17 protein-coding genes and 1 pseudogene are annotated in these 14077 nt (G+C 62.8%); 11 read left to right on the forward strand and 7 right to left on the reverse strand.

The features are described 5' to 3' along the window. From YUU_RS0144100 to YUU_RS0144110, 3 genes are all read left to right on the forward strand, one after another. The coding region (locus tag YUU_RS0144100; RefSeq protein WP_027526895.1) for a transposase at positions 1-260 on the forward strand (260 nt) is incomplete at its 5' end. A 175-nt stretch (positions 261-435) separates the two neighbouring features. Beyond that, on the forward strand, positions 436-738 hold the full coding sequence (locus YUU_RS62100) for a hypothetical protein (protein WP_245288311.1): 303 nt from the start codon (positions 436-438) through the stop codon (positions 736-738). 134 nt (positions 739-872) lie between these two features. Continuing rightward, positions 873-1385: a hypothetical protein gene (locus YUU_RS0144110; protein ID WP_027527888.1), complete on the forward strand. Its 513-nt coding sequence runs from the start codon at positions 873-875 to the stop codon at positions 1383-1385. 32 nt (positions 1386-1417) lie between these two features. Here the strand turns inward: YUU_RS0144110 and YUU_RS0144115 are convergent, their stop codons facing one another. The 4 genes from YUU_RS0144115 to YUU_RS54215 all read right to left on the reverse strand — a co-directional run bounded on the left by YUU_RS0144115 (position 1418) and on the right by YUU_RS54215 (position 4177). After that, the gene (locus YUU_RS0144115; protein ID WP_027527889.1) at positions 1418-1837 is read right to left on the reverse strand and encodes a VOC family protein; all 420 of its coding nucleotides are present in this window, start codon (positions 1835-1837) and stop codon (positions 1418-1420) included. 102 nt (positions 1838-1939) lie between these two features. Continuing rightward, complete coding sequence (locus tag YUU_RS0144120) at positions 1940-2461, reverse strand: DUF5680 domain-containing protein (protein ID WP_245288312.1); 522 nt, start codon at positions 2459-2461, stop codon at positions 1940-1942. Between the two features lie 1255 nt (positions 2462-3716). After that, positions 3717-3971, reverse strand: coding sequence for a hypothetical protein (locus YUU_RS0144135; protein WP_027527891.1), 255 nt, complete (start codon positions 3969-3971; stop codon positions 3717-3719). A gap of 14 nt (positions 3972-3985) precedes the next feature. Then, the gene (locus YUU_RS54215) at positions 3986-4177 is read right to left on the reverse strand and encodes a hypothetical protein (RefSeq protein WP_035665056.1); all 192 of its coding nucleotides are present in this window, start codon (positions 4175-4177) and stop codon (positions 3986-3988) included. A gap of 714 nt (positions 4178-4891) precedes the next feature. Between YUU_RS54215 and YUU_RS0144145 the strand changes: the two genes are divergently transcribed. Further along, positions 4892-5227, forward strand: coding sequence for a cupin domain-containing protein (locus YUU_RS0144145; RefSeq protein WP_027527892.1), 336 nt, complete (start codon positions 4892-4894; stop codon positions 5225-5227). 23 nt (positions 5228-5250) lie between these two features. Here YUU_RS0144145 and YUU_RS0144150 read toward each other — a convergent pair whose 3' ends face one another. Both YUU_RS0144150 and YUU_RS0144155 read right to left on the reverse strand, forming a co-directional pair. Next, positions 5251-5763 carry a hypothetical protein gene (locus YUU_RS0144150; protein ID WP_027527893.1) on the reverse strand — a complete coding sequence of 171 codons (513 nt, stop codon included), beginning with the start codon at positions 5761-5763 and terminating at the stop codon, positions 5251-5253. Between the two features lie 108 nt (positions 5764-5871). Continuing rightward, on the reverse strand, positions 5872-7023 hold the full coding sequence (locus YUU_RS0144155; protein WP_027527894.1) for a zinc-binding dehydrogenase: 1152 nt from the start codon (positions 7021-7023) through the stop codon (positions 5872-5874). A gap of 137 nt (positions 7024-7160) precedes the next feature. On the opposite strand from YUU_RS0144155, the gene YUU_RS0144160 reads away from it, so the two are divergent. The 7 genes from YUU_RS0144160 to YUU_RS0144185 all read left to right on the forward strand — a co-directional run bounded on the left by YUU_RS0144160 (position 7161) and on the right by YUU_RS0144185 (position 13748). After that, the gene (locus YUU_RS0144160) at positions 7161-8405 is read left to right on the forward strand and encodes an MFS transporter (protein ID WP_371260597.1); all 1245 of its coding nucleotides are present in this window, start codon (positions 7161-7163) and stop codon (positions 8403-8405) included. Positions 8406-8477: 72 nt separating this feature from the next. Further along, positions 8478-9080, forward strand: coding sequence for an MFS transporter (locus tag YUU_RS62110; protein ID WP_245288313.1), 603 nt, complete (start codon positions 8478-8480; stop codon positions 9078-9080). 8 nt (positions 9081-9088) lie between these two features. After that, positions 9089-9637, forward strand: coding sequence for an MFS transporter (locus tag YUU_RS62115; RefSeq protein WP_245288314.1), 549 nt, complete (start codon positions 9089-9091; stop codon positions 9635-9637). Between the two features lie 93 nt (positions 9638-9730). After that, the gene (locus YUU_RS0144170; RefSeq protein ID WP_027527896.1) at positions 9731-10342 is read left to right on the forward strand and encodes a PilZ domain-containing protein; all 612 of its coding nucleotides are present in this window, start codon (positions 9731-9733) and stop codon (positions 10340-10342) included. Positions 10343-10672: 330 nt separating this feature from the next. Continuing rightward, entirely contained in the window at positions 10673-11299 is a 627-nt protein-coding gene (locus tag YUU_RS0144175) for a transglutaminase-like cysteine peptidase (protein WP_027527897.1), read from the forward strand. Positions 11300-11565: 266 nt separating this feature from the next. Then, on the forward strand, positions 11566-13059 hold the full coding sequence (locus YUU_RS54225; protein WP_245288315.1) for a PLP-dependent aminotransferase family protein: 1494 nt from the start codon (positions 11566-11568) through the stop codon (positions 13057-13059). Between the two features lie 59 nt (positions 13060-13118). Beyond that, complete coding sequence (locus tag YUU_RS0144185) at positions 13119-13748, forward strand: FMN-binding negative transcriptional regulator (protein WP_027527898.1); 630 nt, start codon at positions 13119-13121, stop codon at positions 13746-13748. On the opposite strand, the pseudogene YUU_RS0144190 reads toward YUU_RS0144185, so the two are convergent. Then, positions 13745-14077, reverse strand: a pseudogene (locus YUU_RS0144190) (integrase core domain-containing protein); the annotation flags it as partial. The gene YUU_RS0144185 and the pseudogene YUU_RS0144190 sit on opposite strands and share 4 nt — an antisense overlap.

Consider the following 14077-nt stretch of genomic DNA (forward strand, 5'->3'; position numbering starts at 1 on the left):
TCATGGACAATCTCGGCAGCCACAAAAGCAAGCTCGTGCGCCAGCTCATTCGCTCCGCCGGCGCCAAACTGTTCTTCCTGCCAAAATACTCGCCCGACCTGAACCCGATCGAACAGGTCTTTGCCAAGCTCAAACATCTGCTCCGAAAGGCCGCCGCCCGAACCGTCGATACGGTCTGCGCCGCCATCGGTGAAGTTCTGACGGCATTCACCCCTGGAGAATGCGCGAACTACCTCGAAAATTCAGGCTATCGAACCTAATGCCATCACGCTTTAGTGCGGCGCAGCGTGCAGGTCTGCTGCCGCCGCGGATCGTTCACGTTGCCGTGTAGCCTCTCGAACCGGTCTTCATCAGCCCCCGTCCAACGGCTGAGCGGGCCGTTCCGGGCTTCGCTGAACCGAAGACTGGAGAATTCTTATGTTTACGAAATCCAGATTGACAGCAATTGCATTGATCAGTTTCGCGGTGACGACCGCGATGGCCACGACCAACGCCAACGCATTCCACCAGCGCGTTACGACCTGCGACGTCTTCTTCCTTGCGGGGTGTGGCGAAATTCTTCCGACCGTCACCCCGGAAGGCCGTCGCATCGTGCGTCTGCCGACGCCTCCTCGCGACACGTCCCCGACCTACATGAAGCAGTCCGATTCCCGCTACAACTCCGCGATGAATAATGCCGGAGGTGGTGGCGGAGGCGGAGGTGGCGGCGGTGGTGGTGGTGGCGGTGGCGGCCGCTGAGTTCACCTGACATGACCGAACACGACGCCGCCGGTGTGGTCGGCGGCGGCTTACTTTCGGTCATGACAAGGTGGGAGCGTTTCATCGTCCCCTCCTGTAAGTTGTGCGCAACCGGATATTGCAGGAACGCGCGCGTGACCTCCTCCATCAAACGGCAGTGCGGCGACTGCACGCTCTGCTGCAAGGTGATGGCGATCGAGGCGCTGTCCAAGCCCGTGAATGTATGGTGCGCACATTGCCGGCCCGGCCGCGGCTGGGCAATCTACGCTGAACGGCCGCCCGAATGCGAAAGCTTCAGCTGCCTCTGGCTCGTCAATGACCTCCTCGACGAGCAATGGAAGCCGAGCAGGTCAAAGCTCGTCCTGACAACGTCGGAAGACGGCCTCGAGGTCAGGTGCGATCCGGGCTTTCCCAACGCCTGGCGCAAGCATCCCTACGCCGCCGAAATCCGTGAATGGGCGGTCGCGGGTGAGACGAACGACATGACGGTGGTCGTGATCGTCGGCCAGCGGATGATTCTCGTTACGCCGGATCGGGAGTTCGATCTGGGTATCGTCGGTCCGGACGAACGGATCCTGCGGAAACTCGACGGCACCAAGGTGGTGGGCGCGACGGCGGCGGAGGAGACTGACCTCGGACGCACGTAGCGGCGACAAGCCAGACGGGTACCGGTGCACTTCTAGATTTCCGCGAACACCTCGAGCAAATTACCATCGGGGTCACGGAAGAACAGCGTGCGATGCCCAAAGGGCTGGTCCGTCGGCGGCGAGAGCAGCGCGACTCCTTGTCTCACAAGCTCATCGGCGCACAGCTCGACCTCGGGCGCGGACACTTTAAAAGCCAATTGAAGCGATGCGCTGCCGCTCGGCGTCGGCGTATCGCCTGCGGTTCGGCTTGGCCGCGCCAGGGCCAGCGTGTTGCCGCCGACCCGATACTCGATCCAGTTGGGAGAGAGCTCGCGCAACAACGAAAAGCCGAGGAGATCCTGGTAGAAGCGACGCATGGCGACCATGTCGCGCACGAAGATGACGGTGTAGTCAATCGCGCGGATGGCACTGAAGGGCGATGTCGTGCGGTGTAGAGGTGTCTGTTCGCTCACTGAAGCTATTCCTGTTTCCCGCACGAGCGCAGCGACATGCGGGAAAGCTTCAACCAAGAGTACCCGGATGTCGCTCCGCTCATCCGGCCTACGTTATCTACATTATCTCACCAACCCGCCACTGTAGCGCAGCTCGTACAGGATTCCGCCACCCTGCGCGATCACCTCGACGCCGTGGAAGCGGTCGAGCGAACCCGTGGCTTCGTTACGATAGGTCATGCCGTCAGCGGCGAATGCAGTTGGTCCCCGATAGGGCAACTCGACGCTAACGCCAAGCAGCGCCTGTCGCAGGAATTTGTAGATCCGGAGCAGCGTGTCGTGATCACGGACATCGCTGCGCGCACCCCCGCTGTAGCACATCGACCAGATGATCTTGTCGTCCCGCGACACGGTCTCCTGGCTAACGAAGAACTCCATGCCGAAATAGATGTCGCGATAGGCGTAGGGCGGTGCGCGATGCTCGAGCTGCTTCGAGCCGGCGAGCAGAGGCGCCGCGATGGTCGCGTCGTCATCGAGACCGGCATAGGTGCGCCGCTTGGCCTCGACGAGGAAGGCGGCGAGATCGCTCAGAATATCCGGATGCGAGATCAATTCGTTCCACCCCTCAGCCGCGAATTGATCCAAATCTGTCACCGCAACGCAGGCCTTTCGATACTATCAATTTCGCAGACGCAAGCTCACGCTTCATTCACGTAAGCCGCAAGCCCTGCCCTGATCATCGCCAGCATCTCGTCGCAAACGGGGTCGCTGGTGCCGCGCGGCCAGGCCGCAGCGAGCAGCAGCTCGTTGGCCGTGGGATCGCGGGAATGTAGCGCACGCCGCGGGTCGCCATACGCGTGGTCCAGCGCGGGACTGACGGCAGGACTGCAACCAACGAGACGGTAAGCCGTTTACTTCGCGCAATTCCTCGACCTACGGAGGTTCTCATGGTCAAGAAGGCGCTTTTTGCGCTCGGTGTTGCTGCGATCCTTGCTCTCGCACCGGGCACAGCTTCCGCACAACGCGGCTTTCATGGCGGGTTTGCAGGGGGAGGATGGCACGGCGGCGGCTGGGGCGGTGGGTGGCGTGGAGGCGGCTGGGGCTGGCGCGGACCGGCTGTGGGCGTGGGCATCGGCTTAGGGCTCGCCAGTGCGGCAGCCTGGGGGCCTGGCTGGGGTGCTCCGGGTTGGGGCTATGCCGGATGGGATAGCTGTACGAGATGGCGTCGGGTCTGGACGGGCTGGGGATGGCGCGTCGTCCCGGTGAACGTTTGTTGGTGAGATGCCCGTGTTGACGGCGGTGGCGCCAGAGGGCTCACCGCCTCCACGTGTTTGCGAAGCTGTCTTATTCGGCGCTTAGACGCTGCCGCACGGAGCGCCGTTGTGCATTGTGGGAGCGTGTTAACTTTTTCTTAACCATGCGCGTCCAGCCTTGTCCCTGGTGGGGATCGTTCATCCTATTGGGCGGGGCTCGATGGAGGAGACGAAATGCGCGGGCGTGAGATGCAGCCCGAGGCCAACCTGCTTTCGGCTTTTGCGCTGATGATTGTCGGAGCCTTGGGTGTGGGTCTGCCGATGGCTTTGGTCATTATTTGGCTCTGTTCCTGACAAGGAACCAACTGTTGCTCTGCGTTCCAACTCGGCGAGCCGGCCGACCAGGAAAAAGCCCCCGGAGTTGGAACTCCGGGGGCGTTTCGGACCTGTGAGGTTGGGTACATCCGCCAGCCCTCGCTACGATCCTAGACCTGGCAATGACCGCATTTGATCTTGTGCAGGATGCGGCAACGGCGCGTCATTGTTGTGAAACCCGGTTGGTGAGAATTCGCGCCGACATAGCCGCCTGTGCCCGGATGAGGCGGAGTAATCCCGCGCGTCTTGGTCGGCGGGCCCCCAAAAGGCGCTCAATTTTCACTCGTCAGTTGGTCCAGCATGGCATCGCAGGCAGCCTCGGCCTCATTGAATGTCTGGAACGGCGAGCCGAAAATCCTGATCGCGCCACGATTCTGGTAAACTGGACGCCATGACGCGACATAGCCGGGCCTTCCGTGAAAGCCGGTCCCATTGCGACTTTCGAAGCTGATCACGAACGAAAAGCCGTCGCTGCTCGCGCTCCATATTTCGATGTGCTCGACGGCACGGTGGAACTGCAGGGACATGGCAATGCAGCCAATCAGTCCTTGCCTGCCGTTCCGCGCGGCGACCGCAGCCCGGGCGCACCGACCCAGCGCTCGACGTTCAATCTGGCTTCCAGTTCCAGCGCCTTCCAAAGCAAGCTGTCGCGTTCTTTGCCCAACGGCAGCTTTTCCGCAGCCGCAAACAATTCTGCGATGTCGGGGGGCAAATCCTGTGTCTTCTCCACCATCACTCAATCCTGCCGGTATTGAGTCGTCATTTCAGAACACAACCCCCACGTGCGGCAAGTGTACTTTGTGCCATCGGCCTTTGGTACAGGGAGGATACAGAGGGAATCGCGTCGCTCATCGTGTGGCGGATGGCCGGGAACCAAGATCGCACCCCCGATACATCCCATGTAGCCGTTTGCCTTCGAGGAAAACTGTGCGGGGAGTTAGACCTCCGCGACTATCGAGCCACTGTTGAATTGGCGAGGGATACATCGAATAAAGCATCCGGGTCGCCCCACGATCTGTGAATGTGCGCCCGTTCCTGCCGAAGTCCCATGCAGCATGAAAGGCAAGTCTCGCTCTGGAGGTTACGCAGATGTTATCCGGAGCAATGGTTGCAAGGACGATCGTACAGGCGGAAGCGCAAAGGCCGTCGATGACGACCGATTGACGCGAGGCGCGCAATTTCTCGTATCGTTCGATATAGTAGCCAATCTGCCCGCCTCGATCATTCGTAATGCGAACCACGGCATGGCTCGTCCCCGTGCCAGTGAGTAAGAGCATTCCCGCGACGACCCCTGCCGGAAGTCTCATGTTGCTCGCTCGACGAATGTGATGCCGATCCGCTGGCAAGATGATGGTGGGGCAGATTGGGATGCTTCCGGTTCTGAGAATGTTGACCTAGGTCAACGAACCTGTTGGGCTGCAAGAAATCAACGCAACACGGGTGACCTATGGCCGACAAGATATCCCTTGCCGACAAGCTCGCGACATTCCAGGAATTCTGGTCTCCGCGCACTGTCGCCACCTTCAATGACTGCGACGTAATGGTGGTGAAGGTGAACAAGCACGATGACACCGATGATTTCTTTCTCGTCCTGAAAGGCAGCCTCGACATCGAATTGCGCGATCGCACGGTGACGCTCAAGCCGGGCGAGCTCTACATCGTCCCGAAGGGCGTCGAACATCGGCCCGTGGCGCGCGAAGAGGTGCATCTTCTGCTGATGGAACCGACCGGCACGCCGAACACCGGTGACAAGGCGACCGCGGCCCCGCGCAAGCTCGCCTGAACGGCAGATTGTTCTATCTGACGCTAATCCCGAAAGGTCGCCAGCTTGCTGAAGCTGCCGACCAGCCTTGCTTTGGCCTGCGCGACATAGTCCCGCGCCGCGCGGCTCAAGGCGCGGACGACCCGCCACGCCTCGGTTGCTTGCAGCCATGCCCTCACCTCGGCGAACTTCCCATAAGCCCAGGCGAAAGCCGGAATCCTCATCAGCTTGTCACGCGTAAGATGGAACAGACGCTCGACCAGCACGAGCTTGAGCAGTTCGCCGATGATGAAAGCCACCGCGCCGCTGACAATCTGGCCCGTTGCGGCGAGGTAGGCTGCGATGGGCTTGACTGGCTCCAGGATGATCACGGGCACGGAAAACAGGGCGAGCGAAGGATAAGGCGGCAGCGATCTGATCCAGGCGCGCAACCGCTTGAATTCTAGATGCCGGCCCAGCCAGCGCGATATGGGCCTCGCCACGGCCATGAAAACCGCGTCCACCAGGAAGTAGACGGCGGCCAGGATGTAAGTAACGGGTTCCAGGATTCGCTTCACAGTCATCTCCCGCAAAGTGAAAGCCGGAACTCGGACCTAAGTTTCACCTCAGCGTGGATATCTCGCGGATTCCTGATGGAACTTTTTGGGCGACAGGTCGCTCCTGCCCTACTCTACCAATTCCGGCCACGGCACGATGGTCGACTTCACCGTCTTCATCGCCATCGCATCCGCCACCGCCTGCGCGACGCCCTGTTCCGTGAACGGATAGATCGTCTGCATCTTCAGCCACGGATATTTGCCGGCCGTGCGGTAGAGCATGTCGACGCCGAGCGGCAGATCGTTGCCGGTAAATCCCCAGGAGCCGAGCACGTTGAGATCCTTGGTGCAGATGCGGTGCCATGAGGTCTCGATCGATCCGGCATCGGTGAACTGGCCCATCTCGACATAGGTGCCACCGTCGCGCAGCATCTCGATGCCTTCGGGGCCGGCGGAGGGATGGCCCGAGCAGTCCATCACGAGATCGGCGCCGAAACCGCCGACGATGTCGCGCACGGCCTTGATGCGATCCTGCGGCATCTTCAGCGCCTCGATATTGACCGTCGCCTCCGCACCGAACTCACGCGCGAGCTTCAGCCGCGGCTCTTCCGGCGCGCCGACGCAGATCACGCGCCCCGCCCCCATCTCCCGTGCAGCCGCGACCGCAAGAATGCCGATCGGACCCGAACCCTGGATCACGACCGTGTCGCCCCAGGTGAAGCCGCCGGCGCGACTCGCGCGGTTGAAGGCGCGGATGCAGGACGTCAGCGGCTCGGACAGCGCGCCCAGCCGCAGCGACATGTCGTCGGGCAGCTTGTAGATCTTGGTGCCCGGCAGCATGTCGAGATCGACATAGACATATTCGGCCCAGCCGCCCCACAGATGAGGCGCCTTGTCGAAACCGAGATAGCGGCCGTAATAGACCGGCGTCAGGCACTTGTTGGCCGTTGCCGGATAATGGATGCAGTAGTAGCAGCGGCCGCAGGGCATCAGCGGCGGGATCATCACCTTCGATCCGACGTGAAGCGGCTTGCTCATGAAATCTTCGGTGAACTCGTCACCGCATTCGACGATGACGCCGCCGAGCTCGTGTCCGAGCGTGAATGGCCAGGGCAGCGGTTTCGGCCAATGTCCCCTGAGAATGTGGAGGTCGGTGCCGCAGACGCCGCAGGCGCCGACCTTGATCAGCGCCGCCTTCCTCCCGACCTTCGGCCACGGCACTGTGCGGATGACGGGTTCAGCGCCCGGCCCAGCGTGTGTGCATACGCGGATTGACTCCATGGCTATTTCCTCACTGCCCGTCTTGTGTTGAATGTCGCGGGCTGCGGCCGAGCCTATGTGAGGTCGGGCGTGATGCCAACCACGAACGACGTCAGGGCGTAACCCCGAGCCGGCCGAGTTCTTACCCAGGTCATCGATTGAACATCCACACGTCGACGAAACCGGCGGCCGCACCGAGCTCGTTCGCAGCGATGCAGTCGCGACCCTATCGCGCGCAGTTCGCGGCCTACGTACTGGCCATGATGGCCGACAATATCGAGCACGTGATCAGCTATTGGGTGGTGTTCCAGAAATTCCACTCGCCGGCGCTCGCGGGCTTTGCGGTGCTGTCGCACTGGCTGCCGTTCCTGCTGTTCTCCGTCGCGGTCGGCAGCCTCGCCGACCGCGTCGATCCGCGGCGCATCATCCAGTGCGGGATGCTGCTGTTCATCGTCGCCTCCACCGGCTGGGGTATCTTCTTCATCACCGATACGATCCAGATGTGGCACGCGATGCTGCTGCTGGTCATCCATGGCTGCGCGGGCGTCCTATGGCAGACGCCGAACCAGCTCCTGCTCTACGACCTCGTCGGACCTGCCGATCTGCCGAGCGCGGTGCGGCTGAACGCGATGGCGCGCTATCTCGGCATCCTGGTCGGCCCTGCCGTGGGCGGCGTCATCATGCTGACGCTGGGCACCTCGCACGGCATCATCTTCAACACGCTGTTCTACCTGCCCATGCTGCTCTGGCTGTTCCGGGCGCCGGCGCGGGACAAAAGCGTCGCCGCGCGACGCTTCGCCGTCCGCGGCCTTGCCGATATCGTGCTGACGATCCGCTCCATCGGTACGCAGCCGGTGCTGACTGCGATGACGTGGCTGGCCGGGCTCACCTCCTTCATGATCGGCAACGCCTACCACGCGCAGATGCCGGGCTTTGCCGGCGATCTCGGCCATGGCGATCCCGGCGTGTCCTACAGCGTCCTTCTGGCGGCCGACGCCGCTGGCGCGCTGCTCGCCGGTATCGCGCTTGAATCGTGGGGACGGCTCAAGGGCACACCGCGGACCGCGATCACGCTGGCCATGCTGTGGAGCGTCTCGCTGCTCGCCTTCGCATCGGTGCGGATCTATCCCCTGGCGATCGTGCTGCTGTTTGCCGCGGGCTTCTTCGAACTGTCGTTCAACACCATGGCGCAGGCGCTGGTGCAGCTCAACGCGCCGGCCGACATCCGCGGCCGCGTCGTCGGCCTCTTCAACATGGCCGGGCTCGGGATGCGGGCCTTCAGCGGCATCACCGTCGGCCTGTTCGGCGCCGCGATCGGCATCCACTGGTCGCTCGGCCTCTCGGCCGCTGTCCTGGCCGCGCTGCTGCTCCTGTTGCATCACCGCACGACGAAGAAGGCATAGCTGGCCGCAGAAGCCGTCGGTTGACACTGACGTCTCGCCACCGCACGCTCGGCAAGACCGGGAGGTGAGACCTTGCGCAATCGCTGGGGCGTTCTTGCGATCCTGTTTTTCGTGCGCCTCACCATGGCGTTCCAATTTCAGAGCGTGGCGGCGGTCGCGCCCCTCCTGGAAAAGACGTTTGGTGTGGGCCTTGCGGACATAGGACTCCTGATCGGCCTCTACTTCACGCCGGGCGTGTTTCTGGCGCTGCCGGGCGGCGCGATCGGCGCGCGATTCGGCGACAAGGCCACGGCACTCGCTGCGCTCGCCTTGATGATGAGCGGCAGCATGACGATGGCGCTCACGGATGGGTGGAGCTCTCAGATCGCCGGACGGCTTGTTGCCGGGATCGGCGGCGTGCTGTTGAGCGTGCAGCTCACCAAGATGACGACGGACTGGTTCGCCGGCAAGGAAATCGCAACCGCCATGGGCATCGTCATCAACTCCTGGCCGGCCGGGATCGCGCTCTCGCTGTTGACATTGCCTGCGATCGGCACGGCGGGCGGTGCGCCTGCCGTGTTCTTCGCCGTCTGCGCGGTCGTCGCCGCCGGCATCGTGCTGATCTCCTTTACCGGCCGCCCCCAGCGAGCGGAACAGTGGCGTCGGCGTCCGCTCGCCTCGATCGGCAGACGGTGACAGCGGTGATGATCGCTGGTGCGATCTGGGGCCTGTTCAACGTAGGCTTTGCCATGATCCTGTCGTTCGGGCCGTCGCTGCTGGTCGAGCGCGGATGGACCGTGGCAGCGGCGGGCTCCGCGATCAGCCTCGCGCTGTGGATCTCGGCGGTCTCTGTCCCACTCGGCGGCGTGCTCGCCGATCGAACCCGGCGACCGCTCACCCTTGTCGTCGTCGGCAGCTTCCTCCTCGCCTTGCTGCTGGCGCTGCTGACGCGGTCCAGCGCCGTGATCACGATCGTCGTTTCCCTTGGGCTCGTCTCCGGCCAGCCGGCCGGCCCGATCATGAGCCTGCCGGCGCGGGTGCTGGCACCGCAAACGCGCGCGATCGGCATGGGGATCTTCCTCACCGTGTTCTATGCCGCCATGATGCTCGGACCGGTGATCGCGGGGCGCCTTGCGAGCTGGACCGGAAGTGCGGCCGCAGCGCTCGATCTCGGCGCGCTCGTGGTCCTCGTCTGCCCGCTGCTGGTGTGGCTGTTTGAGCGCATTGCAGAAAACCGCCCACAACCCGCCTGACCTATCCGTAACTCTCGCACGTCCCGCTAACGGCGCGTTAACCCTGTGCGCCTTAGGGTCGCTGGGACTCCGCCCGGGGGTCGGGTAGTGAAAATGGCGTTGGCGAACAAAAAATTTCTTCCTGCCGCCGAGGAACGTCGGCGTTTCCAGCGGGTGAAAGTACATCTGCTCGGCCGCTATATGCTGCCGGACCGCCGTGAATTCCCCTGCCAGGTGATCAACATGTCGCCGGGCGGCCTCGCTTTGCTCGCCCCCGGCATCGGCAATGTCGGCGACCGCGTGGTCGCCTATCTCGACCATATCGGCCGCGTCGAGGGCAAGATCACCCGGATCATCGACAACGGCTTCGCCATGACGATCGGGGCAACGCCGCGCAAGCGCGACAAGCTGGCCGCCCAGCTCACCTGGCTCGCCAACCGCGACATCCTCAATCTGCCGGAGGATCGCCGCCACGACCGTATCGTGCCGCGCAACCCGATCGCCGTGCTCACGCTCGAGGACGGCACCAAGATGACCTGCCGGATCATCGACCTGTCGCTGTCCGGCGCCGCCATTGCCGCAGAGAACCGGCCGCCGCTGAAATCGCAGGTCATGCTCGGCCGCGTCCAGGGCCGCGTGGTCAGAAATCTCGAAGACGGCTTCGCGCTCGAGTTCGTCCACGAGCAGCCGGTCGAGACTCTCGAAGAGAGCGTTACCGCGCGGTAAAGCGCAACCGCCTGAAAAATCCAGCAATTGAGCCGAAAAGGCGGCCTCCGCAACGCGGACGCCGCCTTTTTCGTATCTCGCGCGCAAGCGCCTGCCGGTTAACGCGGGCCGCCGCGCGGCGCGAAAACGCTGAGTTCCCCGAGGCTCGCGCGTTAATGCCTACAATTTTATTCAATTGCAGTATTCTCAAATTTTAGTCGAACTCTACTCAAGTATAAATCGAATTCAGCGCTCGTTTTACTTGTATTCGTCTCGACTTGACTTGGCTCACTTAGCGGCAACGCAAAAGCTTCGTGCGAATTGTGGTCCCAACAAGAAACGGGGGCCACGATGTTCGACTTCAGGGGACAGGGGAAAGGGCTGGCGATTGCCGCCATGCTCTTCGGGATCAGTGCGACGGTGCAGGCCGGCGAAGGCCGCCTGCTCTACGCGAGCCTCGGCGACAACACGCGTGCGCCGATCGGCTGGGTCGAGTTCTGTGCCGACAATGCTGCCCAATGCCAGGGCGGTCCGTCGCAGCCGCGCGACATCGTGATGTCGCAGACGGCATGGCGCGATCTGCTCAAGGTCAATCGCTGGGTCAACGAGACCGTCAAGCCTTTGACCGACATGGAGCACTGGGGCGTGATCGAGAAGTGGTCGTTGCCGACCGACGGCTACGGCGACTGCGAGGACTATGTGCTGTTGAAGCGCAAGATGCTGATCGATGCCGGATGGCCCCGCGAGGCCCTGCTGATCACCGTCGTGCGTGACAAGAAGGGTGAAGGACACGCGGTGCTGACGGTCAAGACCGACAAGGGCGAGTTCATTCTCGACAATCAGAACGAGAATGTCGTCGCCTGGACCGAGACCGGCTACCGCTTCGTCAAGCGCCAGTCGCAGAGCGATCCCAACGTCTGGGTCTCGCTCGGCGATACCAAGCCGGCGGTCTCCACCGCCAGCGCCAAGGATCAGTAGTTAGCAAGGAACGAGTTACGCGACCCGGTCACATCCCCACCCCTCCCCGTCCCAGACCGGTTCGCGCGCGGCCAGCCATCCCCCAATGGCTGGCCGCAATCTTTTTTGGGGCCCCCGGAAGCGATGAGAGCTCCCGCAGCTCCGTCGTGCATCGGAACCGCTTGGCATTGGGATCGGATGGCCGCAGACTGGCATCGCCAAATAGCCGGTTTTGTGAATTTTCAATGGTCCAGATCAAGGCGTCTTCTCAGAAGCGGGGCCGGAAAATGGGCGCTCGGCAGATCTACGAAACGCTCAGGGACCAGATCCTGAAACGCGTGTATGGCACCGATGGTCTGCTACCGTCCTCGCGCGCGCTCGCCGGCGAACTCGGCGTATCGCGTTCGACAGTGACCGTCGCTTACGAGCAACTCGCTGCGGAAGGCTTCATCGACGTTCGACATGGGGCAAGGCCACGCGTCGCAAAGGCTGTTGCCGAAGCGCCGGCCCCCGACACCAAGTCACGCCCGTCGTCGCGGAAGGCACGCCTGTCGGCGTACGGTCAGCGATTGAGCCAAGTCGCGCCGCGTCCGCGCGAACAATCTCGCAACCTCATTGCAAACTTTCGCTACGGTGATCTCTCGCCAGCGGACTTTCCCGTGCTCGCGTGGAAAAGAGCGGTGGTCGCCGCGATGACGCGGAGGCCTACAAAACTGAGCTACGATGATCCATCCGGCTCACGGCGGCTGCGGACGGCACTGCAAGCCTATCTCTGGCGCACGCGGACCGTCCGCTGCGAGGTCGATCAAATCATCGTCGTGAACGGTTCGCAGCAAGGGCTCGATCTGTGCGCGCGCCTCCTGCTCGACCGCGGCGATCGGTTCGTGATTGAAGATCCCGGCTACCTGATGGCGCGTCACGTCTTCTCGGCCACGGGGGCGCTCGCGATCCCAATTCCAGTCGACGTGGACGGACTGGATACCGGGCAGCTTGCAAATTCCGAAGCACGACTCGCTTACGTGACGCCATCGCATCAGTATCCGCTCGGCGGCGTCATGCCGATCGGGCGTCGGCACCAATTGCTCACCTGGGCGCGAAAGTTCGACGCCTACGTGATCGAGGACGATTACGACAGCGAGCACCGTTATGACATCAAGCCTGTTCCCCCACTGCACGCTCTCGAAGGCAGCGAGAACGTCATCTATCTCGGGACGGTATCCAAGACGCTCTCGCCCACGCTGCGGATCGGCTATCTTGTCGTACCTCCAGAGCTTCAGTCGGTATTCGCCGCAGCCAAGCAGATCATGGACAGGCACACGCCGCTGGCCGAGCAGGACGCGCTCGCAACGATGATCGAGACCGGCGTCTATGACAGCCACGTCAGACGCGTCCGACGGCGCAACGGCGAGCGCAGGCAGGCTCTGCTCGATGCCTTGCACCGCCGATTTGGCGACCGGATCCGGATCGATGGCGCCGCGGCCGGCTTGCATGTCGTGGTCTGGTTTCGTGATCTGCCCGCAACGTCGGAAGCGACATTGATCGAAGCTGCCCTCGCCAAAGGCGTCGGCATCTACCCCGTTTCGTCCCTGTTCGATCAGCGGCGCCAGGCTCGCCAGCATCGGCCGGATGTCGTCGGCCTCGTCATGGGCTATGCCGCGCTGGAGGCCCGCCAGATCGAGCGGGGCTGTGAGCTCCTGGCCCAAGTGGTGGATCAGCTGCGCTCGATGCGCGCCGCAAATCGGCGCAGGTCGCGGCAACTGGACCACCAAAATCTTCGATAACTGGCAGTTTCCAGCCTACCAGTTTGGGGGCATCTCTCGGCCGACAACGGAGAAACGCCATGTATGTGCCCCCTGCCTTCAGGGACGACGATATCGAGAGCATCCGCGCCACTATCCGCTCCGCCCGCCTCGCCAATCTGGTGACGGCCACTGCGGAGGGGCCGGTCGCGACACCGCTGCCGCTCTTCCTGGATGAGACCGAAGGCGAGCGCGGCGTGCTGTACGGGCACTTGGCGAGGGCCAATCCGCAATGGTGTGCCGCGCCCATCGGCGCAGCTCTCGCGATTTTCATGGGTCCGCAAGCCTATGTGACGCCCTCCTGGTACGCCACCAAGCAGGAAACCGGAAAGGTGGTGCCGACGTGGAATTACATCGCAGTCCACGCCTATGGCCCGGTTGAGTTCTTCGAGGAGAGCGAACGTCTGCTCGAGGTGGTCACGCGGCTGACGAACCTGCACGAGGCGCCGCGTACCAATCCCTGGGCTGTCGGCGAGGCGCCTGCCGATTTCATCGCCGCGCAGCTGCGCGGGATCGTCGGTGTGCGCATTCCCGTCAGCCGGTTCGAAGGCAAACGCAAGATGAGCCAGAACCGTCCCGCCGCCGACCGCACCGGCGTTGCTGCCGGCCTTGCAGCAAGCGAAAATCCGCGGGATCGGGAAGTGGCTTCCCTTATTCGGGTAGAGACCTAGGTGTGGAGCCTCAAGAGGTTGTCCTCGGTTAGACCGAGTCGGCTGATTGAGATTTTATACCCCCATGGGGTCGGTGCCAGTTGTATTGATGCAGCCAGATTGGCAGCTCCTGGGCGCGCCGATCTGAGGTCGGATAGGCTCGGGCATAGGCCCATTCCCGAAGCGCTGTCTGAATGAAGCGCTCGGCCTTGCCATTTGTTCTCGGCGTATATGGCTTGGTGCGGATGTGCTTGATACCCAGGTCCCGGCAAGCGTCGCGGAAGGCGAAGGACTGATAGCAACTGCCGTTGTCGGTCATGACGCGCGTGACGGTGACGCCGAGGCTTTTG

Origin of the sequence: Bradyrhizobium sp. Ec3.3, assembly GCF_000472925.1 — a bacterium.
Classification (GTDB): domain Bacteria; phylum Pseudomonadota; class Alphaproteobacteria; order Rhizobiales; family Xanthobacteraceae; genus Bradyrhizobium.

What these genes read in the sequence shown, in the direction of transcription:
- YUU_RS0144145 (WP_027527892.1), top strand. Translation starts at nt 4,892, where the DNA reads ATGGCCGACAAGATATCCCTTGCCGACAAGCTCGCGACATTCCAGGAA.
- YUU_RS0144175 (WP_027527897.1), top strand. Translation starts at nt 10,673, where the DNA reads ATGTTCGACTTCAGGGGACAGGGGAAAGGGCTGGCGATTGCCGCCATG.
- YUU_RS54225 (WP_245288315.1), top strand. Translation starts at nt 11,566, where the DNA reads ATGGGCGCTCGGCAGATCTACGAAACGCTCAGGGACCAGATCCTGAAA.
- YUU_RS0144185 (WP_027527898.1), top strand. Translation starts at nt 13,119, where the DNA reads ATGTATGTGCCCCCTGCCTTCAGGGACGACGATATCGAGAGCATCCGC.
- YUU_RS0144170 (WP_027527896.1), top strand. Translation starts at nt 9,731, where the DNA reads ATGGCGTTGGCGAACAAAAAATTTCTTCCTGCCGCCGAGGAACGTCGG.
- YUU_RS54215 (WP_035665056.1), bottom strand. Translation starts at nt 4,177, where the DNA reads ATGGTGGAGAAGACACAGGATTTGCCCCCCGACATCGCAGAATTGTTT.
- YUU_RS0144155 (WP_027527894.1), bottom strand. Translation starts at nt 7,023, where the DNA reads ATGGAGTCAATCCGCGTATGCACACACGCTGGGCCGGGCGCTGAACCC.
- YUU_RS62115 (WP_245288314.1), top strand. Translation starts at nt 9,089, where the DNA reads ATGATCGCTGGTGCGATCTGGGGCCTGTTCAACGTAGGCTTTGCCATG.
- YUU_RS0144135 (WP_027527891.1), bottom strand. Translation starts at nt 3,971, where the DNA reads ATGTCCCTGCAGTTCCACCGTGCCGTCGAGCACATCGAAATATGGAGC.